We start from the raw sequence: 24,579 nt of genomic DNA on the forward strand, positions 1-24,579 counted from the left end.
CTTTTTGAACATAAAGAAAAAGCGGGACGAATCCCGCTTTCACTAAAATGCATCTTATCGACGTAAACCAAGTTTAGCGATCAAGTCACGGTAACGTGATACTTCGTTTTCACGTAAGTATTTTAACAAGTTACGACGACGTCCTACCATTTTGAATAGGCCACGACGTGAGTGGTGATCTTTCTTGTGTGTACGTAAATGCTCGTTCAAGTTATTAATCTCTTCTGTTAACACAGCGATTTGAATGTCTGCAGAACCAGTGTCGCTTTCATGAGTACGATACTCAGCGATAAGTTCATTTTTACGTTCTTGTGTAATTGCCATCCGGTTCACCTCCAATACTCTCATAATATCCCCAATTACCGAGCAAGCGTTGGTGAATCGCCTTGCCAAGCAACGGTTAAGCATATCTCTATGCACTTAAAAATAGTAGCACAGTTTAGATGGATATGCAACTGTTACTTCAACTCTTGAAAAAACGAAATGGCCGTTTGTTTATCCTTTTCAATTTGTTGTTTCAAGGAGTCAATTCCATCAAATTTGCGTTCATCCCGGATATGATGATACCAATCCAAGGATACTTCTTCTCCATAGATGTTCTTATCAAAATTAAACAAATGAACTTCAATCGTTAATTTTTTTTCATCCGGATTTTTAAAAGTCGGTTTATATCCTACATTACAAACGCCATCCACCCATTCGTCTTGAATGAACATGCGCACGGCGTAAACACCCGTTGCTGGAATGTACGACCCTTCTTTTGCCTGTATATTCGCTGTTGGAAAACCGATTGTACGACCTCGTTTATCCCCATGAACAACGACACCCGGAATTTGGAATGGTCTGCCGAGTAATTCATGGACTTTTTCCATATCTCCCTCGGTCAAGGCTTGGCGAATTCGTGTGGAACTGATTTTTTCCTGTTCATCCGATTTTTTCTCCACAACCGAAACGTCAAAATCATCATTCGCCAATTGAGTCATCACATTCATATCACCTTTTCCGAATGCACCGAATGTGAAATCAAAACCTGCGGTGACGTGTTTTACATGCAATTGACGAATGAACGTTTGAACGAATTTTTCTGGAGTCAGCTGAGCGAAATCTGAAGTGAAACGAACAACGAATGCTGTATCGACCCCCATGGATTCAAGCAATTCCATTTTTTGATCCAAGGGCGTTATATAAAATACTTTCTCATTACGCTTACCTAGAACAATGGAAGGATGCGGGTCGAACGTCATGACCGCTAATTTAAGTCCCCGTTCAGTTGCGATTTTCTGAGCATGTCCAATCACTTCTCGGTGACCTAAATGAACGCCATCAAAAAAGCCAATCGCTAAAGAAAAAGGACCAGATATTACTGAATCATTGAGGTGATGTGGATATGATAAGTGCACAATGTTCATTCTGTATCTCCTCCTAATCGATTAAACATTTTTTCTGGTTTCATCTTGCCTTCTTTGGTCGGATGGTTGACATAAACAGCAACAGCCTTTTCCTCCACGGTAAAGACAATACGGTCATGATTCTTCAGTGCATCAATGGCATCCAATACCTGACCATTCTGAACCGATTTCATCAAAAACGGTGGTACTTCAAATTTCGGCATATCTTGAAGTGCATAATCCAAGTCATACAATTTCTCAGTCAATATGTTGTTTTCGACCAGTTCCTGTACTTGATTCAGCGTCAGACAATCTTCAGCGGTGAATGTACCAGAAGCCGTGCGAACTAGTTTTGACATATGTGCTGGATAGCCTAGTTTTTCACCGATTTGTACAGCCAGTGTTCGTATATACGTACCTTTGCTGCATGATACACGAATATTGAAGGTAACAAGTTCTCCAGAAAAAATATCCTCTTCACTAAGCAGAGATAGTTCATAAATCTTTACTTGTCTGCTAGGTCGTTCAACGGATTGGCCGGCTCTAGCATATTCATATAGTTTCTTTCCATTCACTTTTACTGCCGAGTACATCGGTGGCGTTTGCTCAATCGTACCAGTCAAGGAAAGTAAAGAATCAAGGATTTGCTGTCGTGAGAAATGCTTGTTGGATTCATCCGCCTCTACCACTTCACCGTCTGCGTCCTCTGTGGTTGTTGCAGTACCAATTGTCACTTCTGCTTCGTATATTTTCCCTGCATTTGTAAGATACTCCGCTACTTTGGTTGATTCCCCTAAACAAATGGGCAAGACTCCTTCCACACTTGGATCGAGAGTTCCTGTATGACCGATGCGTTTCATTTTTAAAATTTTTCGTAACTTAAAGACGCAATCGTGTGACGTCATCCCTTGTTCTTTCCATAGCGGAAGAATGCCGTTTTGCATTCGTTCCCACTCCTTTAATTATGTAATTTAGAAAAAGCCTGCTTATAAAAAGCAGACTTCTTTTTGTTACTCAGTTTCTTCAGTTGTATCATTAATCTGTTTAAGTAAAGTGTCAATTTTGTTTCCGTAAGCAGATGACTCGTCAAATTCAAACATAAGTTCAGGTGTCTTACGTAATCGAATTCGTTGGCCAATTTCAGTACGGATAAATCCTTTAGCTTTAGCTAAACCTTTTAATGTTTCTTGACGTTTTCTATCGTCACCTAGAACAGTAATATAGACCGTCGCTTGTTGTAAATCACCAGTAACTTCTACATCAGTTACAGTGACAAACCCAATGCGGGGATCTTTAAGTCTACGAGCAATAATTTCGCCTAATTCTTTCTTCATTTGTTCTGCTACTCGATTTGAGCGATTCGCCATGATGGCTTCACCTCTGTTCTATCTATAAATGTTCACGGATGGTTTCCGTTCGTTCCCATTCTGGATTTGACTCCAAGTAATGTATGGCGTGGGTCAACTCACGGTCGCTTGCATCAATTGATGAAGCTACACAAACAATCGCAATACGCGTTCTTTGCCATTTATCTTGATGATCTACTTCAGAAATAGATACGTTAAACTTTTGCTTCGTTCGAGTAAGCATGCGCTGTAGAACAGCGCGCTTCTCTTTTAACGAGTGCGACGTCGGAATGATGAACTCGCATTCCGCGTAGGCAATCATTTGCGTTTAATTTCTTCCATTACGAATGCTTCAATAATGTCGCCTTCTTTAACATCATTGTAGTTTTTCACAGTGATCCCACATTCATACCCACGAGCGACTTCTTTTACATCATCTTTGAAGCGTTTTAGTGACTCTAACTCACCTTCAAATACAACGATGCTGTCACGAATGACACGAACGCCACTATCTCGGCTGATTTTACCTTCTGTTACATAACTTCCGGCAATCGTACCGATTTTCGTAACTTTGAACGTTTCACGAACTTCAGCCTGACCGATAATTTTTTCTTGGAATTCAGGATCAAGTAAGCCAGTCATTGCCGCTTCAATTTCCTCAATTACTTTATAAATTACACGGTGCAGACGAATGTCTACGCCTTCAGCCTCAGCTGCACGTTTTGCATTGGTATCAGGTCGTACGTTGAAACCAATAACAATTGCATTGGAAGCTGCAGCTAGTGAAATATCTGATTCAGTAATTGCACCAGCACCAGTATGGATGATGCGAACATTAACGCCTTCAACGTCAAGCTTCATCAGAGATGCGGCCATTGCTTCAACAGATCCTTGTACGTCTGCTTTCACAATCAGATTTAATTCTTTCATTTCACCTTGTTTCATTTGGTCAAATAAGTTATCAAGCGTCACACGTGTTTTTTCAGAGCGTTGAGCTTGAAGCGCAGTGGATGCACGTGATTCCCCTACTTGACGTGCTGTTTTCTCATCTTCGAATACTACAAAACGGTCACCAGCTTGAGGCACATCATTCAATCCTGTAATTTCAACAGGTGTACTTGGACCTGCTTCTTTCACACGACGACCTAAATCATTGACCATTGCACGTACGCGACCGAAAGTATGACCGACTACGATTGGGTCTCCAACTTTAAGCGTTCCATCTTGCACTAGAAGTGTAGCAACTGAACCGCGACCTTTATCAAGTTGAGCTTCAATTACTGTTCCAATTGCACGACGCTTAGAATCCGCTTTTAGTTCTGCAACTTCTGAAACTAATAAAACCATTTCAAGTAAGTTGTCAATTCCCTCACCTTTTAGTGCTGAGATTGGTGCGAAAATTGTATCGCCGCCCCATTCTTCAGATACTAAACCATGTTCAGTCAATTCTTGCATTACACGTTCAGGATTAGCAGATGGTTTATCCATTTTATTCACAGCAACGATAATTGGCACTTCAGCAGCCTTGGCATGATTGATTGCTTCAATCGTTTGAGGCATTACACCGTCATCTGCTGCAACTACTAAAATGGTAATATCAGTTACTTTGGCACCACGAGCACGCATTGTTGTGAAAGCCGCGTGACCAGGAGTATCCAGGAAAGTGATTTTCTTGCCGTTTTCAACAACTTGGTATGCACCAATATGTTGTGTAATCCCGCCAGCTTCGCCAGCTGTCACTTTTGTATTACGGATAGAATCTAGAAGTGTTGTTTTACCATGGTCAACGTGACCCATAATTGTTACAACTGGTGGACGTTCTTTTTGAACGCCTTGTTCTTCTGCTTCACCTTCGAAATAGCCTTCTAAATCCGAAATATCAACGCGGATTTCTTCTTCTACTTCAACACCATAATCGGTACAGATCAATTCAATTGCATCTTTATCCAATTCTTGGTTGATTGTTGCCATCACGCCAAGCAAGAATAATTTTTTGATAATTTCAGATGGCTCTCTGCCTAATTTTTTTGCCAGTTCAGCCACTGTCAATGATTCATAGAATGTGATTTTTTCAGGTAATTCTTTTTCTTTTCTTGGTACTGGAGGAGCAACAGGTTGACGGTTTTGTTTCCCTTTGTTTCTTCCAGCGCGATTACCAGTGCCTGGACGGTGATTTCCGCCGCCACCTGGACGTCCACCAAATCCTGAACCTGCAGGACGGTTTTGTCCGAAGACTTTCTTTTCTTTTGATTGTGCACCTTGATCTTGTTTACGGCTGTCCCCTGTAGCAGTTGCTGCAGGTTTTTGCTTGTCACGAGAAGGTGTATTCGTCATCCCACGGCTTTGACCAGATGATGGTTTAGCTGGTGTACTTGGTTTATTTCCTTGATAACCACTTCCAGCTGGACGATCCCCTTGTGGACGATTTCCTTGATATCCACTACCTTGTGGGCGGCTGCCTTGTGAACCAGACCCTTGTGGACGATTGCCTTGAGGACGGTCACTTTGTGGACGGTTGCCTTGAGAACCTGAACCCTGTGGACGGCTGCCTTGTGAACCTGAACCCTGTGGGCGATTTCCTTGATAACCAGAACTTTGGGGACGGCTGTTTTGAGAACCTGAACCCTGTGGACGATTGTTGCTTTGTGGTGCAGTTTTATGAGCAGGAGCAGACGGTTTCTTGTAGACAGAGTCCAACTTCGAAACTGCGTCGCCTTCTAATGTCGACATATGATTCGTCACTTGTACGTTCAACTTACTTAATTGCTCAATAACTTCTTTACTCGTTTTATTTATTTGCTTTGCATATTCATGGACGCGTAATTTGGTCATTTGGTCACCCCCGGTTAAATTCGTTGAGAAGTCCGGACAGTTTTTTAGCGAAACCGTCGTCAGTAATTGCGAGTACCACGCGGGCCTCTTTTCCTGTAGCATGTCCGAGATCAGAACGATCACCGAAAACATGTAACTCAACGTTGTATGTGTTGCATTTATCTTGAATTTTTTTCATCGTATTGTCTGATGCATCTGAAGAGATGATAACGAGTTTCGCACGGTTAGTACGAATATCTTTGACTACAAGCTCTTCTCCAGATATCAACATTCTTGCACGCACTGCCAGACCAATCAATTGTAAGATTCGTTGCTGTGTATTCATATAATTTGCTCTCTTTCAATCACAGTTAACAATTCTTCAAAAATGCTTTCTGGTATTTTTGCTTCCAATTGACTATCCAGCACTTTGCGTTTTTTAGCGATTTCTACTGCCTGCTTGGTTTTGGAGACATACGCTCCACGACCAGACTTTTTGCCAGTTAGATCGACTGAAACTTCGCCTTCTTTTGATCGTACAACTCGAATCATTTCTTTTTTAGGAAACATTTCGCCTGTTGCCACGCATTTTCGTAAAGGTATTTTCTTTTGACTAGACATCAAAATTCACCCTCTTCGCTTATTCTTCGTCATCTTTATATAAATCAAAATTGTCATCGATATTTTCTTCATACTCTTCATCTTCAAGGTCGAAGTTTTCAGAAGCATGGGCAGATGGGTAAATACCTAATTCACGAGCATCTGTTTCACTCTTGATATCGATTTTCCACCCTGTCAATTTAGCTGCTAGACGTGCATTTTGTCCACGTTTACCAATCGCTAAAGATAATTGATAGTCAGGTACTACCACTGTTGTCGATTTCTCTTCTTCATGGACTTGAACATCTAATACTTTAGATGGGCTAAGTGCATTGGCAACAAATACCACTGGATCTTCAGACCATTCTACAATATCAATCTTCTCACCATTCAACTCATTTACGATTGTTTGAACGCGAGAACCTTTTGCACCTACGCAAGAACCTACTGGATCTACATCATCATTATGGGCAACAACTGATATTTTCGATCGATCGCCAGCTTCACGAGCGATTGATTTAATTTCTACGATGCCATCGTATATTTCAGGAACTTCCATTTCAAATAGACGACGAAGTAATCCAGGGTGTGTACGAGATACAAATACTTGTGGTCCACGAGTTGTACGTTCTACTTTCGTGATATACACTTTAATGCGCTCATGCGGACGGTATGTTTCAGTTTGAATTTGTTCATTCACCGGTAATACCGCTTCAACTTTACCAAGTCCTACATAAATATTACGAGCATCTAGACGCTCAACAACACCATTTACGATATCTTCTTCGCGATCAACATACTCTTCATAAATCAATCCACGTTCTGCTTCACGAACACGTTGTGTAACCACTTGTTTAGCAGTCTGTGCTGCGATACGTCCGAAGTTTCTAGGTGTTACTTCTTGTTCTACAATATCTCCCAGTTCAAACGCAGGATTTACTTGTTTCGCGTCTTCTAATGAAATATGTAGACGGTCATCCAACACTTCTTCCATTACATCCTTGCGTGAGTAAACCTTCATCGAACCATTATCCAGATTCAAATCAACACGTACGTTTTGTGCTTGATTAAAATTGCGTTTATACGCTGTAACAAGCGCCGCTTCAATCGCTTCAATTAGTACATCTCGTGAAATTCCTTTTTGTTTTTCAAGAGCTATTAAAGCATCCAGCAACTCATTTGCCATTATTTTTCACTCCTACATTCACATTATGCAGAGAAATTAATCGCTAAACGCGCGAATGCAATTTTCTCTTTTGTAAGTTGAACTTTAATTTTTCTAGTTTTAATTCGAACTTCCATTTCTAAGCCTTGTTCGCTATAAGCAGTCAAAAAGCCTTCAAACTCTTTTTCTTTCAGGCCATTCACCAGTTCATATGTTTTCACATGAATGAATTGACCAACTGCACGTTCGAAGTCACTCTCTTTTTTCAATGGACGTTCTGCCCCAGGTGAAGAAACTTCTAAAAAGTAGTTTTGCTCAATTGGATCCTTTGCATCCAACACTTCGCTGATACGCTCGCTTACAAGCGCACAATGCTCAATGTCAATGCCACCTTGAGGAGTATCTACATAAATACGTAAAAACCAATTACGACCTTCTTTTACGAACTCCGTATCAACGAGCTCCAAATTCAACTCTTCAACAATGGGCGTCACAAGCTTTTCTACTTCGGTTAATATTTTGCTCATATATGCCTCCCGCTGCAACTTATTTTCGACATAACAAACAGAAAAGAGCGGGAAATCCCACTCTTTTGCCGTAAATCTATCAACAACTTGTTATACAAATGATACCATACGAATGCTCGCAGTGCAAATCAGGCCTAGAATAGCGACAATTGATTCGCATCTGGCATGCCTTCGAGACAACCAAGTTGATCCATGTATTCAATCAATGTTTTGGAAACACGTCCACGTTGTCCTAAATCTTCTTTCGATAGGAACTCGCCATTTTTCCGTGCTTCCACAATCGTTTTGGCTACGTTTGTTCCGAGTCCCGGAATCGCATTGAAAGGCGGAATCAATCCTTTGCCATCAATGACAAATTCAGATGCCTTTGATTCGTAGAGATCCACTTTTTTAAAGTGGTAACCACGTTCACACATCTCCAAGGCAATTTCCATAACCGTCAGCAAGCTTTTTTCTTTCGGAGCGGCATCCAATCCTTTGGCATTAATCTCATCAATTTTTGCACGGATCGATGCAGAACCTTTCGTCATAGCGTGCAAGTCAAAATCTGCTGCACGTACTGTGAAATATGCTGCGTAGTAAAGGATCGGGAAATGTACTTTGAAATATGCAATTCGAACAGCCATTAATACATAAGCGGCTGCATGGGCTTTTGGGAACATGTACTTAATCTTTTTACACGCTTCGATATACCATGCAGGAACGCCATTTGACTTCATGTCTTCTTCAAATTCCGGAGTTAACCCTTTCCCTTTACGCACAGATTCCATGATTTTAAATGCCAGAGACGGTTCAAGACCCTGGTAAATTAAATACACCATGATATCATCCCGGCAACCAATTACATCCGAAAGCTGACAAGTCCCATTTTGAATAAGTTCCTGTGCATTTCCAAGCCATACGTCAGTACCATGAGATAGTCCTGAGATTTGAACAAGTTCAGAGAAAGTGGATGGTTTCGTTTCTTCCAACATTTGACGAACAAAACGTGTACCAAACTCAGGAATCCCGAGTGTACCCGTCTTACAGCCAATTTGTTCCTGTGTCACTCCAAGTGACTCCGTGCCACTGAAAATCTTCATTACTTCAGGGTCATCCGTTGGAATCGTTTTTGGATCGATGCCAGACAAGTCCTGCAACATCCGGATAGCTGTCGGATCATCGTGTCCCAGGATATCAAGTTTCAATAAGTTATCATGGATGGAATGGAAGTCAAAGTGAGTTGTTTTCCACTCGGAGTCCTGTGCATCAGCAGGGAACTGAATCGGTGAAAAATCGAAAATATCCATGTAATCCGGGACAACAATGATTCCCCCAGGATGTTGTCCTGTCGAACGTTTAACTCCAGTACACCCTTGAACAAGTCGGTCGATTTCAGCACCACGGATTGTTAAGTTGTGATCATTCGCATAGCCACGTACGTAGCCGTATGCTGTTTTCTCAGCAACTGTTCCAATCGTACCTGCACGATAAACATTGTCTTCACCAAAAAGTACTTTCGTGTAGTTATGTGCAATCGGCTGATATTCTCCACTAAAGTTCAAATCGATATCGGGTACTTTATCCCCTTTAAATCCAAGAAACGTTTCGAAAGGAATATCTTGTCCATCTTTTTTGTAAGGTATTTCACAATGCGGGCAGACTTTGTTTGGCAAATCAAAGCCTGAACTGACGGAACCATCATCAAAGAATTCAGCATGCTGGCATGAAGGACATACATAATGTGGCGGCAATGGATTCACTTCCGTAATTTCCATTAACGTCGCTACAAGAGAAGATCCAACGGAACCACGGGAACCTACTAAGTAGCCGTCATCCAAAGATTTCTTTACTAGCTTATGAGAAATCAAATAAATAACTGCAAATCCGTGTCCAATAATGGAAGTAAGTTCTTTTTCAATACGGGCTTCCACAATTTCCGGCAATGAATCTCCGTAAATCTGTCTTGCCATCGCATAGCTTAATTCTCGAACTTCTTCATCAGAACCTTCGATTTTCGGCGTATACAAATCATCTTTAATTGGTTTGATGTCTCCGATTCTCTCCGAAATTTTATGGCTGTTCTCCACAACAATTTGTTTCGCGGTTTCTTCACCCAGGAAGGCGAAAGCGTCCAACATTTCATTTGTAGTACGGAAATGAACTTTCGGTAACTTGTGGCGGTTCAGTGGGTTGGCTCCACCTTGCCCTCCAATTAGAATCTGTCTAAAAATCGCATCGTTCTCGTTTACATAATGGACATTTCCAGTAGCGACTACCGGACGTGCAATTTTTTTGCCCAGTTTAATCATTTTTCGAATGATGTCTTCAAGATTCCATTCATCTCTCACAAGCTCGAGTTCAATTAAATGTGCGTAAACTTCTTTCGGATGGACTTCCAAGTAGTCATAGAATTTTGCAATTCCCTCGACTTCTTCAGGAGATTTCTGCATTAATCCTTCGAATACTTCCCCTTTATCACACCCAGAACCAATCAACAGCCCTTTACGATGCTTGACTAGAACGGAACGCGGGATCCTCGGAACCCGGAAAAATGTGTTCATATGGGAATACGAGACTAGTTTAAACAAGTTTTTCAATCCGTCTTCATCCGTGGCAAGAAGCGTGCAGTGAGATGGACGTGCTCTCTTGTACGACTCTCCATTACCTGTTTGATGGTTGAACTCATCGTGATAGTGAATCCCTTTTTGTTCAGCTTCTTTCAACAAGTTCAACAGTAAGTAGCCCGTGGCTTCCGTATCATAGATTGCCCGGTGATGCTGGGTGAGCTCGATATTGAATTTTTTGGCCATCGTGTTTAATCGATGGTTTTTCATTTCCGGGTGAAGGAAACGTGATAATTCCAACGTATCGATGACAGGATGGACCGTTTGTTCCAGACCGACTTTCTTATAGCCTACGTACAGGAAACCCATATCGAATGACGCATTATGTGCAACCATGATGCTATCGCCGATCCAATCGTGGAAACGCTTGATGACGTCTTCAATATCCGGTGCATCACGCACCATATCATCGGTGATACCCGTCAAATCGATGGTAGTAGCAGACAATGGATGATGCGGATTTGCAAAGCTTTCGAATTTGTCGATGACTTGACCATCTCTGATTTTCACAGCTGCAAGCTCAATAATGGTATCGTATACCGCAGAAAGGCCTGTCGTTTCAACGTCGAATACGACATAGGTAGCATCCGCTAGTGCTCGATGCTCCTCTTCATAGGCAATGTTTACTCCGTCATTGACCATGTAGATTTCCAATCCATAAATGATTTTAATACCATGTTTTTTTCCGGCTGCATAAGCATCCGGGAAGGATTGAACAACAGCATGATCCGTAATTGCGACAGCGGGGTGTCCCCATTTGGCTGCCTGACTTACCAAGGCATCTACAGAAGAGACAGCGTCCATCTGACTCATTGGTGTGTGTAAATGAAGTTCAATCCTTTTTTCATCTTCTGGAGCAGTATCTTTTCTGGAATCCACTTTAATTTCCATAATATCCTGTGCCATTATGATCAAGTCTCGAACGAATGTATCGTTCTGTACTGAACCACGCACTTTTAGCCATGTCCCTTTTTTCAGCAGACCCATAAGCTCTGCATCTTCTTTGTCCCGGGAAAACATTTTAACAAGAATCGAGTCTGTGTAATCCGTAACTTTGACTGTTAATAATGAGCGGCCGCTTCGAAGTTCTTTTACCTCAACATCAAAAACAAAGCCTTCAATCGTGATGCGTCTTTCTTCATCCTGAATTTGCTTGATTTCCATAATTGGCTCGTCCGCTTTAATCGGGGTACCCAGTTGGAAGGGTCCATTCAAGGTTACCCCAGGATTTGATGCACGATCTTTTTCACGTTTCTGCATATCAGCCAATGCTTTCTTGCCCAGCTCTTCTTCTTCGATTCTTCGTTGCTCCATAAACGCTTGCTGTGCTTCTGCCAGTTCTGCCTCTTGTTCGATCAATTTAAAATCAATCGGTAAGATTGGGAAACCATACGAAGCATAGACATCAGCAATTTTAGACGCATATTTGCCTTTTAGTGTACGGAATTCAATTTCCTGTGCACACGTAAAATGGACGGTCTGACCATTGAAAGATGGAATTTGTGCATGTAGAAGATTTCGTAGAGGAGGCGACATATCATCAATTTCCTGCAATACAAACGGCCAGTAAGAAGCGATTGACTCAGCATCGACTTGAGGTGATTCACAAGTAAGTGATAATTTTATATCCGCAATGCCAGCAAACTTTTCACGTAACCGCAAATTGAATAGTTGAAACATGTTATAAGGCAACAGTTTCTCTACTTCTATAGTAAAACGCCATACACGCTCTTTTTTATGTACCGTCATACGACTTAGGGAAGCCGATTCAAAATGAGTCATGTATTCATCAGCGGTAAGTTCCAATTGTTGTAATAATAGTTGTAACCTTTTTTTGGCATCTTGTTCGTTACTCATACTCTATGCCTCCTTTCTTTCATAAGAAAAAGAAAGGAAGACCCGATTTCAAGGTCCTCCTTTTGATTAATCGTTTAATGACGAAAAGAAAGCTTGAAGATGGTCAACTACCTCTTCTTTTTTCCATTCAAATGTTTCGCCGGTTTTTCTTATTTTCACTTCGACTAAACCTTCGGCTGCTTTTTTACCGACTGTTATTCGGATCGGTAAACCGATTAAATCTGAATCGGCAAATTTCACACCCGCACGTTCAGCACGGTCATCATATAACACATCGTAGCGATATGATTTCATTAAATTATATAATTCATCAGAAAGAGCAACTTGTGCTTCGTCCTTTGTATTTACAGGCACTAAATGTACATTATATGGCGCGATTGCACTTGGCCAGATAAATCCTTTATCATCTTGGAACTGTTCCGCAACAGCAGCCATGACACGGGAAACCCCAATACCGTAACACCCCATAATATAAGGCTGTGAACGGCCATTATCATCAAGGAAAGTTCCATTCATCGGTTCAGAGTAGGTTGTACCAAGTTTAAAGACGTGTCCTACTTCAATTCCTTTAGCGAAAACGATTGTTCCATTGCCGTCAGGAGAAGCGTCGCCTTCCATGATGAAACGTAAATCTTCATACTGGTCTACTGCAAAATCACGTTCTGGATTAACATTCGTTAAATGGAATCCAGCAACATTTGCTCCACATACGCCATTACGAATCGACGCTACAGCATGATCAGCAATGACTTTTACACCTAATGGAATTTTTACAGGACCTAGAGACCCAACTTCACATTGAAGCAAGTTTTGCACCTCTTCTTCAGATGCAAACTCTACCACTTTTGCCTGCAATGCATTTTTAACTTTTATATCATTGATTTCGTGATCTCCGCGAGCGAGAACCAATACTAATTCCCCATCCACGTTAAACACCAACGTTTTGATACATTGTTGAGCATCTAGATTCAGGAAGCTCGCTACTTGCTCAATCGTTTTTTGGTCAGGAGTAGCTACTTTCTCGACCTCTTTTAGCTCTTCTGTTGATGCTTCATATGAAACTTTAACTTCAGCCATTTCAATATTAGCAGCAAAGTCAGATGCGTCAGAATATGCAATCGTATCTTCCCCGATTTCAGAAAGGACCATGAATTCATGCGTATCTTTTCCACCGATTGCTCCTGAATCCGCAATAACCGCACGGAAATTCAATCCTAATCTAGAGAAAATATTTGAATAAGCTTTGACCATGTCTTCATAAGTCTGATCTAAACTCTCACGTGTAGCATGGAAAGAGTAAGCATCTTTCATAAGAAACTCACGGCCACGAAGCAAGCCAAAACGAGGACGTTTTTCGTCACGGAATTTCGTTTGAATCTGGTAAAGAGTTAAAGGCAATTTTTTATATGACTTGATTTCGTCACGAAGCAAAGAAGTAATGACTTCTTCATGTGTTGCCCCCAAAGCGAAATCACGATTGTGTCGATCTTTTAAACGCATTAATTCCGGACCATATGAATACCATCGTCCAGTTTCCTGCCAAAGTTCAGCTTGTTGCATCGCAGGCATTAACACTTCAACACCATTGATAGCATCCATTTCTTCCCGAACAATGCTCTCTACTTTTTGAAGAACGCGTTTTCCAAGAGGTAAGAAAGAATAAATGCCACTTGTATTTTGACGAATAAACCCTGCACGAAGTAGCAGCTGATGAGACTTAACGTCTGCATCAGCTGGAGTTTCACGAAGTGTAGGGATGAATGTAAGACTTTGTTTCATAAGTTAAAAGCTCCTCATACCATCCGTAGATTAAATTTTAAAAGAAAAATCTTTGTATATCATTCCATGTAACAACAACCATCAGCACCATCAATAACATTATGCCGACAAAATGGATCATTCCTTCTTTTTGTCGGTCCAATGGTTTCCCTCGAATCGCTTCAAATAAGAAGAATAATAATCGTCCACCATCCAATGCCGGAAGTGGTAGTAAATTCATGATACCTAAGTTAATGCTTAGAATAGCTGCCCAATTCATTAGATTGAAAACACCATATTGTGCCACTGCTTCGGTTGCTTTATAAATTCCTACTGGTCCTGACAAAGCATCAATTGTAAACTGTCCAGTTACCAACATGCCAAGGAGTTCAAAAATTTTCGCAATCCAAGTGATGGTTTGATCAGCACCGAAAGCTAATGCTTTCAAAGGATTTTTTTCAACTGGACTTTCATATATAACTCCAATTTGTCCATACTTTTCGCCGTCTTTTTCTACGGTTTTTGGTGTGATAGTTGAAGAAATGGTTTCACCATCTCGTACGTATTCAAACGTTAATTCTTCTCCTGCACTAGCTTGTACCTTTGCAGCGAGATCTTGCCATTTATTAATGGGCTGACCATCAATTTTAGTAACTAAATCTCCATCCTGCATACCGGCTGCAAGGGCAGGGCTATCATCAGAGACTCCCGAAATGACAGGCTCGTAAGTCGGAACCCCTTGCAACAGACCAATTGCCAAGAAGATGAAGAAAGATAAAATAAAGTTAAATAAAGGACCAGCAAAAATGGTCATAGCACGCTTGCCAAGTGATTTCGAACCAAATTGGCGATCATAAGGTGCTATTAATGTTTCTTTGCCATTCTCTACGATTACGGCTTTGCGTGAAACATTATATCGTACTAAACGTTCATCTTCATCGTATCCTTCAATCCAGAGTTCTTTTTCCAAATCGGAACGTTCAGTTTCCAAAAACAACATGTCTTGTTGTTGTTTATTATGATTGAGGACGATTTTACGAACTTCTTCTTTTGAGTTTAACATGAGTCCGACACGGAATCCTGGCTGTAATTCAACCGAATCCATATCTTCTCCAGCCATTCGCACATATCCACCAAGAGGCAGAAGACGAAGGGTATAAAGAGTTTCCCCTTTTGTGATTCCAAGTATTTTTGGACCAAAGCCAATTGCAAATTCACGTACCATGATTCCGGCACGTTTGGCAAAAATAAAGTGACCTAGTTCATGAAAAAATACAAGTGAACCAAATATCAGGATAAAAGCAATGGTTGTCTCCATAAAGTCCCACCTTTTTTACAGCATTTCGCCGTCATCATTCTTTCATCATTTTATCATGTTTCGAACATCTTTTCTCGTAATTGCATCCACATGCAATATCGTTTCCAAATCCGGAGTACTAATAAGCGTATGTTTGTCCATAATTCGTTCAATACATTCTTCTATTTGGAGGAATCGAATCTCTCCATTTAAAAACAAGGCAACGGCTGCTTCATTTGCAGCATTCAAAACTGTGGTCATTGTACCACCCGCCCGGCCTGCATCGTATGCAAGTTTTAATGCATGAAAACGTTCCATATTCATTTCTTCAAAATGAAGTTTACCTATTTCAACAAGATTTAAACGTTTTGCACTTTTTCTTGGAAGCCTGTCCGGATAAGAAAGAGCATATTGAATGGGAACACGCATATCTGGTGTCCCAAGTTGTGCCATTACACTTGTGTCATGGAATTCCACCATTGAATGAATGATACTCTCCCTATGCAAGACAACTTCAATATCATCATAAGGCATGTCGAAAAGCACTTGTGCTTCAATCACTTCTAATCCTTTGTTCATCATTGTTGCAGAATCAATCGTGATTTTTGCGCCCATGGACCAGTTAGGATGACTCAAAGCATCCTGTACTGTTACGTTCTCCAATTCTTTCCGCGTACGGTCACGGAAGCTACCACCGGATGCCGTCAAAATCAACCTGCTTACTTGGCTTCTCTTTTCACCATTCATCGATTGGAAAAGAGCTGAATGCTCGCTATCAACCGGTAAAATAGGAGCTTTGTATTTCTCTGCCGCAGCCATCACCAAATGCCCTGCTGTGACCAGCGTTTCTTTGTTTGCGAGAGCAATTGTCTTTCGTTGTTTTATTGCCTCTAATGTCGCTTCAAGACCAACACTTCCCAAAACAGCATTTACTAAAACGGACGCTTCTGGGTGAGTCGCAACGTCGATCAATCCATTGCTACCATATGCAAGTTCAATGCTCGGAAATTCCTTCTTAAGTGAAATTGCATCAACTTCTTCTTGAACAGATACAAGTGTAGGATTAAATTCACGAATTATTTCTCTAGTCTTTTCAAGATTGCGTCCAGCAGAAAAAGCCACTAGTTTAAATTGATGTGGATGTTCTCTTATGATGTCAATCGTTTGAATACCGATAGAGCCTGTTGCTCCCAATAAACTAATCAGCTTTGTCATAAACGTCAAATCCCCTTAGCCAGCAAAATGCAAGAAATGTAAAAGTGGTAACACAAATAATAAGCTATCGAATCTGTCTAAAATTCCTCCGTGTCCAGGTAAGATATCACCTGAATCCTTAACGTTGTAGTGGCGCTTAAGTGCAGATTCAACCAAATCGCCCATTTGACCAAAAATGGAAGCTAATATCGTCACAATGACTAGAATCGTATAGGACGAACTAATTGGGTAAATCCATTGGAAAAGTAAAGCAAAAATAATAGCCGTCAAGATTCCTCCGATAAATCCTTCAATGGTTTTATTAGGAGAAATATCAGGCCACAATTTCTTTTTACCAAATTTTTTCCCAGTAAAATAAGCTCCTGAATCGGTTGTCCAAATAACCAGCAAGGCATAAATGACATATTCAATGCCATCCATACGCGTTTCAATGAAATAGAAAAATCCGATTCCAATATACAATACGCCCATAATAGAAAATGCAGCATCTTCAAATGTGTAGCGATTCTTCACGACAACGGTGTAGATAAGTAATAAAAGTACAGCAATAAGTGCTAAATCTATTTTGGTATACCCCGTTGTTTCCATTAATGGTATCGACCATTGATTAGGCATTAGAAAAACAAATAATGCAAGAAGAGCGATTGCTCCATGAACTGAAAAAATGGTATGACCTTTCATACGTAATAATTCAAAGAATCCGATTGCCGCCATAGCGTAAACGAGAAGTGTAAAAGGAAGACCTCCTAGCCAAACAATCGGAATGAATAATGCAGCTCCAATTACTGCAGTGATGATGCGTTGTTTCAATTTGTTTCTTCTCCCTTCAATCCTCCATAACGGCGATTTCGGTTTTGGTAACTATCCACTGCGTCGAGCAAGCAGCTTTCGTCAAAATCTGGCCACAGCGTATCCGTAAACCAGAACTCTGTATAGGCCAATTGCCAAAGCATAAAGTTGCTGAGACGAACTTCTCCGCTTGTGCGGATAAGTAAATCAGGTTCGGGTAACTCACACGTCATTAAATGCTGTGAAATTAAATCTTCCGTTACGTCGCTATAGCTAAGCGAACCCTCTTCAACGAGTTGTGCAATTTTTTGCATCGCTTGTGCAATCTCTGCACGACTTCCATAATTCAAAGCAAAATTCAATATTAGTCCCGTATTATCTTTAGTTGCTTCCATTGCTTTGCGAACAGCATTATGTGTATGTCGAGGTAATGTTTCACTTTCACCCATCATGACCACACGCACATTTTGTTCGATCAGCTCAGGTAGATAAGTACCTAAAAACTCTTCGGGCAATCGCATAATAAAATCAACTTCAAGTTTTGGTCGTTTCCAATTCTCGGTCGAAAATGCATATACGGTTAATACACCTACACCTAAATCATTGGCAAGTCGAGTAATTTTCCGAACCGTTTTCATACCTTCATGATGACCGGCTACTCGTGGAAGAGCCCGTTTCTTCGCCCATCTCCCATTGCCATCCATAATAATCGCAATGTGTTCAGGTATTTGTTCTTTTTTAGAATGCGAAATACGCTCCGCCAGCGATTGATTTTGTCGTTCGGGTTTTCTCCGAATGAGTTTATGTAACATGCTGAATCCTCCACTTTACTCGCTTATCGGAATGTCGTCTTTCCTATCATATCAAAAATCGATGGAATTTACTTCTTTCCCATAAAAAAAGACGTCCTATGAAATAGGAACGTCTTAATTGAAAAAAAGTTCAAAAGCTTAAACTTCCAAAATTTCTTTCTCTTTATCTTTGGCAACTTGATCAATTTGAACAATATAATCATCAGTTAGTTTTTGAACATTTTCAGAAAATCCGCGTAAATCGTCTTCTGTGATCTCGCTTTTCTTCTCTAATTTTTTCAATTCATCATTCGCATCACGGCGGATGTTACGAATGCCGACTTTTGCTTCTTCTGCTTCTTTTTTGACTAATTTCACTAAGTCTTTACGACGTTCTTCTGTCAAAGCTGGTATAGCAATACGGATTAATGTACCATCATTTGATGGGGAAATCCCTAAATCTGATTTTTGAATTGCTTTTTCGATGTCACCAAGAGCAGTCTTGTCATAAGGTTGAATTGTCAGCAAGCGTGCTTCAGGTGTCGCGATTCCGGCAATCTGGTTGATTGGCGTCGGTGCACCATAATAATCAACAAAGATTTTATCCAATAAAGAAGCACTCGCACGACCCGCACGAATTGTTGAAAGTTCACGACTTAAAGCTTGAATCGCTTTTGTCATTCTTTCTTTTGTTTGATCAATCACTTGTTTTGACATTACGTATTCCTCCTAACGATCGTACCAATTGTTTCACCTAAAACGGCACGTTTAATATTTCCATTCTCCATAATTGAGAATACTATGAGCGGGATATCATTGTCCATACATAGTGTTGAAGCAGTCGAATCCATTACTTGCAAGCCTTGTTGAATGACATCGAGGAATGAAAGAGTGTCATACTTAATGGCATCGCTATTTGTTTTTGGATCAGCTGAGTAGACGCCATCCACATTGTTTTTGCCCATTAAAATAACATCTGCCTCAATTTCTGCAGCACGTAGCGCAGCTGTCGTATCAGTAGAGAAGTAAGGATTCCCTGTTCCAGCAGCAAAAATAACGACTCTTTTCTTCTCTAAATGGCGGATTGCTTTTCTACGAATATAAGGTTCAGCTACTTGACGCATTTCAATTGATGATTGAACGCGTGTTTCAATGCCTGATTTTTCAAGTGAATCTTGCAGTGCTAAAGAATTCATAACAGTAGCTAACATGCCCATATAGTCCGCAGTTGCACGGTCCATACCCATTTCACTACCTACTTTACCGCGCCAGATATTTCCGCCACCAACTACAACAGCAACTTCAACACCTAACTCTACAACTTCTTTCACTTGATCAGCTACGGATTTAATRATTTGAGGAGAAAGTCCAAAACCTTGTTCTCCTGCTAAAGCTTCTCCGCTTAATTTTAACACGACTCGATTGTATTTAGTCTCGCTCATGGGTAGCCTCCATTACACTTTTTTCTCGAAAAATAGGGAACACAAAATCGTGCTCCCCGGAGTAATAATATATTCGTTTAGTATTAACCTTTGTTAACTTGGCTCATTACTTCTTCAGCAAAGTTATCTTGGCGTTTTTCGATACCTTCACCAACAGCGTAACGTACGAATTCAGTAACAGTACCGCCCGTAGATTTCACGAACTCACGAACTTTTTGATCTGAATTTTTAACGAATGATTGATCAAGCAAACAAACGTCTTCGAAATATTTACCAAGGCGGCCTTCAACCATTTTAGCTACGATGTTTTCTGGTTTGCCTTCGTTTAGAGCTTGCTCAGTCAAGATTTTACGCTCGCGGTCAACTTCTTCTTCAGACACTTCGTCACGAGAAATATAAGTTGGGTTTAAAGCTGCAACGTGCATTGCAACATCTTTAGCTGCTTGAGCATCAGTAGATCCTTCAAGAGTTACAAGTACGCCAATGCGGCCACCCATGTGTAGGTAAGGACCAAAAGCGTCGTTGTCTGTTTTTGTGCGAACAACAAAACGACGTAATGTAATTTTTTCACCGATTTTTGCAATCGCATTTGAAATGTGATCTGCAACAGTTAAACCGTTAGACATTGTAGAAGCATTTGCTACTTCAACTGTTTCTGGTTTAGTAGCAAGCAAGTGCTCAGCCAATTCTTTAACTAATGTTTGGAAACCTTCGTTTTTAGCAACGAAATCTGTTTCAGCATTAACTTCAAGAAGAACAGCGTCATTACCTTGTTCTAAAATGTAAGTAGTACCTTCTGCAGCGATACGATCAGCTTTTTTAGCTGCGCTAGAAAGACCTTTTTCACGTAAAAAGTCTACTGCTGCATCGATATCTCCGTTTACTTCTACTAACGCTTTTTTACAGTCCATCATACCTGCGCCTGTTTTTTCGCGTAATTCTTTAACCATTTGTGCTGTAACTGCCATTGTTGTTTCCTCCTATTCAAGTATCAACTCTGTGTTATTTCTCAAAAAAAGGTGATAAGGGGTTTAGCCGCTTATCACCTGTAACATACGTGGGGATTACTCAGCAGCTTCAGCTGGAGTTAGATCTTCACCTTGTTTTGACTCAAGTAACGCATCAGCCATTTTACCAGTTAATAATTTAACGGCACGAATAGCATCGTCGTTTGCAGGAATTACATAGTCGATTTCATCTGGGTCACAGTTTGTATCAACGATTCCAACTAGAGGGATGTTTAATTTAATAGCTTCTGCAACAGCAATACGCTCTTTACGAGGGTCTACTACGAACATTACGTCCGGTACACCTTTCATGTCGCGAATACCGCCTAAGAATTTAACAAGACGTTCGTGTTCTTTTTTAAGTTGAACAACTTCTTTTTTAGGAAGCACAGTGAAAGTACCGTCTTCTTCCATTTTTTCGATCGCTTTCAAACGGTTTACACGTTTTTGGATCGTACCGAAGTTTGTTAATGTACCACCTAACCAACGTTGGTTAACATAGTACATACCTGAGCGTTCTGCTTCTTCTTTGATAGCTTCTTGTGCTTGTTTTTTCGTACCAACGAAAAGAACTTTACCACCGTCTGCTCCAACTTGGCGCATGAAGTCATATGCTTCTTCTAACTTCTTAACCGTTTTTTGTAGATCGATGATGTAGATTCCGTTACGTTCCACAAAAATGTATTTCTTCATTTTCGGGTTCCAACGGCGAGTTTGGTGACCAAAGTGTACACCAGCTTCAAGTAATTGTTTCATAGAAATTACTGACATGTTTTGTTTCCTCCTGATATGGTTTTTTTCCTCCGCATTCTTCAACTAGAGCTCAAGACCTTAACTTTGTTAAGGACCACTTGTCACTATCCAAATGCGTGTGTGATAACACCATTTGATAATATACCATATCTAGACTAACCTCGCAAGTGTTTCTAACAAAAATCTACAAACAATAATAGTTCGGCTTACTAATCGCAGTTTTTTTGAATACAGTTAGAGTCTGACGCAGGCTCGATTTTATCGTTTTCCAACTAAGGTCGCTATTTTCCCAACTAAACCTTCATATTTTCCATCTAAGCCTTCAATTATTCCAACTAGACTTCTACTCACCTTTAAAGCTACAAAAAACGACAACAAAGGCTGAGCCTTTGTTGTCGTTTGGTTTTACTTATTTTAATTTTAATTGAGCTAATTCGTTCAAGAATTTATCGTTCAATACTTTGATGTATGTTCCTTTCATTCCTAAAGAACGAGATTCGATAACACCAGCACTTTCCAATTTACGTAAAGCATTAACGATTACAGAACGAGTAATACCGACGCGGTCAGCAATTTTTGATGCTACAAGCAAACCTTCATTTCCGTCAAGTTCTTCGAAAATATGTTCAATAGCTTCTAATTCACTATATGACAAAGAGTTAATCGCCATTTGAACAACCGCTTTGCTGCGAGCTTCTACTTCAATTTGTTCTGATTTTTCACGTAGGATTTCCATCCCAACAACAGTTGCACCGTATTCACCAAGAATTAAATCATCATCATGGAATTCAGCTTTCAAACGTCCAAGAATTAATGTTCCAAGACGTTCCCCACCACCGATGATTGGAACGATTGTAGTTAAACCTTCTTTGAATAACTCACGATTCTCAACAGGGAATACTGTATGTTCGCTGTACACATCCAAGTTAGAAGATGTTTCATTTACGTTAAAAAGGTTTTTCGTATATTCTTCAGGGAATTGACGCTCTTCCATCATTTTGATCATGCGCTCGTTCTCAATTTGTTGATTGATGTCGAATCCTAGGAGCTTTCCTTTACGGCTAACGATAAACACGTTACATTCGATTACATTGCTAAGAGTTGTTGCCATTTCTTTAAAGTTTACTGGCTTACCAGCAGACGCTTGAAGCATCGAGTTAATTTTTCTTGTTTTTCCTAATAAATTCATTAATGTGGCCTCCTATATTGGGTACTGCTATTTATTAAATATTCTAAAGGTTTTTAATTGTTTTGGGAATAGCTATAACTTACATTACAAAATAAATTGTGACAAATCTTTGTTTTTTACGATATTTCCAAGTTTTTGGTCGACATATACAGGAGTAATGTCGATATGCGCGGGAGCAATGTCAGAAGCCTCATAAGAAAGCTCTTCAAGTAACTTCTCCAAAATCGTATGCAATCGACGTGCACCTATATTATCGGACTCTTGATTCACTTCTGTTGCAATTTCAGCAATTCGCTCAATTGCACTGTCAGTAAATTCAAGCGTTACCCCTTCAGTTTCCAGCAAAGATTTGTACTGGCGTATCAATGAATGATCTGGTTCTTTCAAAATACGAACAAAATCATCTTTTGTTAACTTTTCAAGTTCCACACGGACTGGGAAGCGTCCTTGTAGTTCCGGTATTAAATCCGAAGGCTTTGCTGTGTGAAATGCTCCAGCAGCTACGAAAAGCATGTAGTCAGTTTTGACTGCACCATACTTCGTCTGAACAGTCGATCCTTCTACAATCGGTAATATATCACGTTGTACACCTTCACGCGAAACATCCGCAGATGAACCGTTGCCCCCCTTGCTCGCAATCTTATCGATTTCATCAATAAAAATGATTCCCGTTTGCTCGGCACGTTCGATGGATTTTTGAGCTACTTCCTCTGAGTCGATAAGCTTGTGAGCTTCTTCTAGAGTTAAGACTCGTCGTGCATCTTTCACTTGCAAGCGGCGCTTTTTCTTTTTCTTCGGCATCAGGTTAGATAATGCATCTTGCATATTCTGCCCCATACTTTCCATCCCAGAGCCTTGGAAGGCATCAAACATGGAAGGAGCCTGTTCTGTAACTTCTACGTTTACCCATTCATCTTCCAATTTACCGTCTCTTAAGTCTTCGGCAATTTGGGAGCGTTTTAAACGAATGTCTGTATCGTCATTTGCAGGTTCTTCCTGTTCTGCTTTTTGACCAAATAACATTTCAAATGGATTTTGCGTATTATGTTTCTTTTTCAAGGATGGTACGAGAAGACGGACGATGGCATCATTCGCCAATCGCTCAGCTTGTGCTTTTACGCCTTCAGTCATTTCTTCTTTGACTATACGTACAGCCGCTTCTGTTAAATCACGAACCATTGATTCCACGTCACGGCCAACATAGCCAACTTCTGTAAACTTGGTGGCTTCTACTTTGATAAACGGTGCGTTCGTAAGTTTAGCTATTCTTCTCGCAATTTCCGTTTTACCGACACCAGTAGGACCAATCATCAGTATATTTTTCGGTATAACTTCATTTTTCATCTCATCAGACAACAAACTTCTACGATAGCGATTTCGCAACGCTACAGCTACTGATTTTTTAGCTTCTTTTTGTCCGACAATAAAACGGTCTAAGTGCTCGGTTATTTGTTTTGGTGTTAACTGTTGTTTATTCATTCACTTAACGCCTCCACAATAATTTGATGATTGGTAAATACACAAATATCAGCTGCAGTTGTAAGTGCTGCTTTGGCAATTTCGGTGGCATTCAATGTTTCACCAGCATATTGTTTCAGTGCACGTCCTGCTGCCAATGCAAAATTCCCACCAGAACCGATTGCTAAAATGCCATCATCGGGTTCAATTACTTCACCAGTACCTGAAACCAATAAAAGTGTTTCTTTATTCATCACGAGCAACATCGCTTCAAGTCTTCGTAACATTTTGTCGCCTCTCCATTGTTGGGCAAGTTCGACTGCAGCTCTTTGTAAGTTGCCATCGTATTCCATCAATTTCGCTTCAAACATTTCAAATAAAGTAAAAGCGTCTGCCACTGATCCAGCAAAACCTGCAAGCACTCGACCGTTGTATAAGCGTCTAACTTTTTTTGCTGTATGCTTCATGACAACTTGATTTCCTAAAGTAACTTGACCATCGCCAGACATTGCAGATTTTCCTTTATGCTGAATCGCAAAAATCGTGGTTGCATGTATTTCTCCCATGAAGTTCACCTCTC

General features: G+C 40.5%; 23 protein-coding genes. All 23 read right to left on the minus strand.

From position 1 onward, the window contains the following. Positions 1 to 54 precede the first annotated feature (54 nt). The 23 genes from rpsO to hslV all read right to left on the minus strand — a co-directional run bounded on the left by rpsO (position 55) and on the right by hslV (position 24,565). Entirely contained in the window at positions 55 to 324 is a 270-nt protein-coding gene (gene rpsO / locus AC1DSL_RS01890) for a 30S ribosomal protein S15 (protein ID WP_016427593.1), read from the minus strand. A gap of 134 nt (positions 325 to 458) precedes the next feature. Then, the gene (ribF, locus tag AC1DSL_RS01895) at positions 459 to 1,409 is read right to left on the minus strand and encodes a riboflavin biosynthesis protein RibF (RefSeq protein ID WP_477531000.1); all 951 of its coding nucleotides are present in this window, start codon (positions 1,407 to 1,409) and stop codon (positions 459 to 461) included. Further along, positions 1,406 to 2,332: a tRNA pseudouridine(55) synthase TruB gene (truB, locus tag AC1DSL_RS01900; protein WP_016427595.1), complete on the minus strand. Its 927-nt coding sequence runs from the start codon at positions 2,330 to 2,332 to the stop codon at positions 1,406 to 1,408. The genes ribF and truB overlap by 4 nt, the downstream gene beginning before the upstream one ends. A gap of 66 nt (positions 2,333 to 2,398) precedes the next feature. Next, the gene (rbfA, locus tag AC1DSL_RS01905) at positions 2,399 to 2,755 is read right to left on the minus strand and encodes a 30S ribosome-binding factor RbfA (protein ID WP_016427596.1); all 357 of its coding nucleotides are present in this window, start codon (positions 2,753 to 2,755) and stop codon (positions 2,399 to 2,401) included. Between the two features lie 22 nt (positions 2,756 to 2,777). Continuing rightward, positions 2,778 to 3,056: a DUF503 domain-containing protein gene (locus AC1DSL_RS01910; RefSeq protein WP_016427597.1), complete on the minus strand. Its 279-nt coding sequence runs from the start codon at positions 3,054 to 3,056 to the stop codon at positions 2,778 to 2,780. Then, positions 3,053 to 5,566, minus strand: a complete 2,514-nt coding sequence (gene infB / locus AC1DSL_RS01915; RefSeq protein ID WP_016427598.1) for a translation initiation factor IF-2 — start codon at positions 5,564 to 5,566, stop codon at positions 3,053 to 3,055. Before infB ends, AC1DSL_RS01910 begins: the two co-directional genes overlap by 4 nt. A 4-nt stretch (positions 5,567 to 5,570) precedes the next feature. Continuing rightward, positions 5,571 to 5,891 carry a YlxQ family RNA-binding protein gene (locus AC1DSL_RS01920; RefSeq protein WP_016427599.1) on the minus strand — a complete coding sequence of 107 codons (321 nt, stop codon included), beginning with the start codon at positions 5,889 to 5,891 and terminating at the stop codon, positions 5,571 to 5,573. Continuing rightward, positions 5,888 to 6,166, minus strand: a complete 279-nt coding sequence (rnpM, locus tag AC1DSL_RS01925) for an RNase P modulator RnpM (protein WP_016427600.1) — start codon at positions 6,164 to 6,166, stop codon at positions 5,888 to 5,890. Before rnpM ends, AC1DSL_RS01920 begins: the two co-directional genes overlap by 4 nt. 19 nt (positions 6,167 to 6,185) lie before the next feature. Beyond that, positions 6,186 to 7,331: a transcription termination factor NusA gene (nusA, locus tag AC1DSL_RS01930; protein WP_016427601.1), complete on the minus strand. Its 1,146-nt coding sequence runs from the start codon at positions 7,329 to 7,331 to the stop codon at positions 6,186 to 6,188. Between the two features lie 23 nt (positions 7,332 to 7,354). Beyond that, on the minus strand, positions 7,355 to 7,837 hold the full coding sequence (rimP, locus tag AC1DSL_RS01935) for a ribosome maturation factor RimP (protein ID WP_342541808.1): 483 nt from the start codon (positions 7,835 to 7,837) through the stop codon (positions 7,355 to 7,357). 134 nt (positions 7,838 to 7,971) lie between these two features. Continuing rightward, on the minus strand, positions 7,972 to 12,300 hold the full coding sequence (locus tag AC1DSL_RS01940) for a PolC-type DNA polymerase III (protein ID WP_477531001.1): 4,329 nt from the start codon (positions 12,298 to 12,300) through the stop codon (positions 7,972 to 7,974). 66 nt (positions 12,301 to 12,366) lie between these two features. Then, positions 12,367 to 14,079, minus strand: coding sequence for a proline--tRNA ligase (locus AC1DSL_RS01945; protein WP_477531002.1), 1,713 nt, complete (start codon positions 14,077 to 14,079; stop codon positions 12,367 to 12,369). A 37-nt stretch (positions 14,080 to 14,116) separates the two neighbouring features. Then, a complete protein-coding gene (rseP, locus tag AC1DSL_RS01950) occupies positions 14,117 to 15,376 on the minus strand; it encodes an RIP metalloprotease RseP (protein ID WP_477531003.1) in 1,260 nt (419 codons plus the stop codon). Positions 15,377 to 15,421: 45 nt separating this feature from the next. Further along, on the minus strand, positions 15,422 to 16,570 hold the full coding sequence (dxr, locus tag AC1DSL_RS01955) for a 1-deoxy-D-xylulose-5-phosphate reductoisomerase (protein ID WP_477531004.1): 1,149 nt from the start codon (positions 16,568 to 16,570) through the stop codon (positions 15,422 to 15,424). A 15-nt stretch (positions 16,571 to 16,585) separates the two neighbouring features. Continuing rightward, the gene (locus AC1DSL_RS01960) at positions 16,586 to 17,380 is read right to left on the minus strand and encodes a phosphatidate cytidylyltransferase (RefSeq protein WP_477531005.1); all 795 of its coding nucleotides are present in this window, start codon (positions 17,378 to 17,380) and stop codon (positions 16,586 to 16,588) included. Next, positions 17,377 to 18,171: an isoprenyl transferase gene (locus tag AC1DSL_RS01965; protein WP_016427608.1), complete on the minus strand. Its 795-nt coding sequence runs from the start codon at positions 18,169 to 18,171 to the stop codon at positions 17,377 to 17,379. Before AC1DSL_RS01965 ends, AC1DSL_RS01960 begins: the two co-directional genes overlap by 4 nt. Before the next feature lie 138 nt (positions 18,172 to 18,309). Then, positions 18,310 to 18,867, minus strand: a complete 558-nt coding sequence (gene frr, locus AC1DSL_RS01970; RefSeq protein WP_016427609.1) for a ribosome recycling factor — start codon at positions 18,865 to 18,867, stop codon at positions 18,310 to 18,312. Then, positions 18,867 to 19,592 carry a UMP kinase gene (gene pyrH, locus AC1DSL_RS01975; protein ID WP_016427610.1) on the minus strand — a complete coding sequence of 242 codons (726 nt, stop codon included), beginning with the start codon at positions 19,590 to 19,592 and terminating at the stop codon, positions 18,867 to 18,869. The genes frr and pyrH overlap by 1 nt, the downstream gene beginning before the upstream one ends. 83 nt (positions 19,593 to 19,675) lie before the next feature. Then, the gene (gene tsf, locus AC1DSL_RS01980) at positions 19,676 to 20,560 is read right to left on the minus strand and encodes a translation elongation factor Ts (RefSeq protein WP_016427611.1); all 885 of its coding nucleotides are present in this window, start codon (positions 20,558 to 20,560) and stop codon (positions 19,676 to 19,678) included. A 96-nt stretch (positions 20,561 to 20,656) separates the two neighbouring features. After that, complete coding sequence (gene rpsB, locus AC1DSL_RS01985) at positions 20,657 to 21,370, minus strand: 30S ribosomal protein S2 (protein WP_016427612.1); 714 nt, start codon at positions 21,368 to 21,370, stop codon at positions 20,657 to 20,659. Between the two features lie 391 nt (positions 21,371 to 21,761). Further along, positions 21,762 to 22,541, minus strand: coding sequence for a GTP-sensing pleiotropic transcriptional regulator CodY (gene codY / locus AC1DSL_RS01990; RefSeq protein ID WP_016427613.1), 780 nt, complete (start codon positions 22,539 to 22,541; stop codon positions 21,762 to 21,764). An 84-nt stretch (positions 22,542 to 22,625) separates the two neighbouring features. After that, a complete protein-coding gene (hslU, locus tag AC1DSL_RS01995) occupies positions 22,626 to 24,020 on the minus strand; it encodes an HslU--HslV peptidase ATPase subunit (protein ID WP_477531006.1) in 1,395 nt (464 codons plus the stop codon). Continuing rightward, positions 24,017 to 24,565 carry an ATP-dependent protease subunit HslV gene (gene hslV / locus AC1DSL_RS02000; protein ID WP_016427615.1) on the minus strand — a complete coding sequence of 183 codons (549 nt, stop codon included), beginning with the start codon at positions 24,563 to 24,565 and terminating at the stop codon, positions 24,017 to 24,019. Before hslV ends, hslU begins: the two co-directional genes overlap by 4 nt. Positions 24,566 to 24,579: the final 14 nt, after the last annotated feature.

The sequence above is a fragment of the Paenisporosarcina sp. P4_D4 genome (genome assembly GCF_056401835.1).

Coding starts and splice junctions, on each gene's coding strand:
- hslU (WP_477531006.1), bottom strand. CDS start 24,020: ATGAATAAACAACAGTTAACACCAAAACAAATAACCGAGCACTTAGAC.
- dxr (WP_477531004.1), bottom strand. CDS start 16,570: ATGACAAAGCTGATTAGTTTATTGGGAGCAACAGGCTCTATCGGTATT.
- tsf (WP_016427611.1), bottom strand. CDS start 20,560: ATGGCAGTTACAGCACAAATGGTTAAAGAATTACGCGAAAAAACAGGC.
- nusA (WP_016427601.1), bottom strand. CDS start 7,331: ATGGCAAATGAGTTGCTGGATGCTTTAATAGCTCTTGAAAAACAAAAA.
- AC1DSL_RS01920 (WP_016427599.1), bottom strand. CDS start 5,891: ATGAATACACAGCAACGAATCTTACAATTGATTGGTCTGGCAGTGCGT.
- codY (WP_016427613.1), bottom strand. CDS start 22,541: ATGAATTTATTAGGAAAAACAAGAAAAATTAACTCGATGCTTCAAGCG.
- rseP (WP_477531003.1), bottom strand. CDS start 15,376: ATGGAGACAACCATTGCTTTTATCCTGATATTTGGTTCACTTGTATTT.
- rpsO (WP_016427593.1), bottom strand. CDS start 324: ATGGCAATTACACAAGAACGTAAAAATGAACTTATCGCTGAGTATCGT.
- AC1DSL_RS01940 (WP_477531001.1), bottom strand. CDS start 12,300: ATGAGTAACGAACAAGATGCCAAAAAAAGGTTACAACTATTATTACAA.
- truB (WP_016427595.1), bottom strand. CDS start 2,332: ATGCAAAACGGCATTCTTCCGCTATGGAAAGAACAAGGGATGACGTCA.
- AC1DSL_RS01945 (WP_477531002.1), bottom strand. CDS start 14,079: ATGAAACAAAGTCTTACATTCATCCCTACACTTCGTGAAACTCCAGCT.
- ribF (WP_477531000.1), bottom strand. CDS start 1,409: ATGAACATTGTGCACTTATCATATCCACATCACCTCAATGATTCAGTA.
- rimP (WP_342541808.1), bottom strand. CDS start 7,837: ATGAGCAAAATATTAACCGAAGTAGAAAAGCTTGTGACGCCCATTGTT.
- rbfA (WP_016427596.1), bottom strand. CDS start 2,755: ATGGCGAATCGCTCAAATCGAGTAGCAGAACAAATGAAGAAAGAATTA.
- frr (WP_016427609.1), bottom strand. CDS start 18,867: ATGTCAAAACAAGTGATTGATCAAACAAAAGAAAGAATGACAAAAGCG.
- AC1DSL_RS01910 (WP_016427597.1), bottom strand. CDS start 3,056: ATGATTGCCTACGCGGAATGCGAGTTCATCATTCCGACGTCGCACTCG.
- rpsB (WP_016427612.1), bottom strand. CDS start 21,370: ATGTCAGTAATTTCTATGAAACAATTACTTGAAGCTGGTGTACACTTT.
- infB (WP_016427598.1), bottom strand. CDS start 5,566: ATGACCAAATTACGCGTCCATGAATATGCAAAGCAAATAAATAAAACG.
- rnpM (WP_016427600.1), bottom strand. CDS start 6,166: ATGTCTAGTCAAAAGAAAATACCTTTACGAAAATGCGTGGCAACAGGC.
- hslV (WP_016427615.1), bottom strand. CDS start 24,565: ATGGGAGAAATACATGCAACCACGATTTTTGCGATTCAGCATAAAGGA.
- AC1DSL_RS01965 (WP_016427608.1), bottom strand. CDS start 18,171: ATGTTACATAAACTCATTCGGAGAAAACCCGAACGACAAAATCAATCG.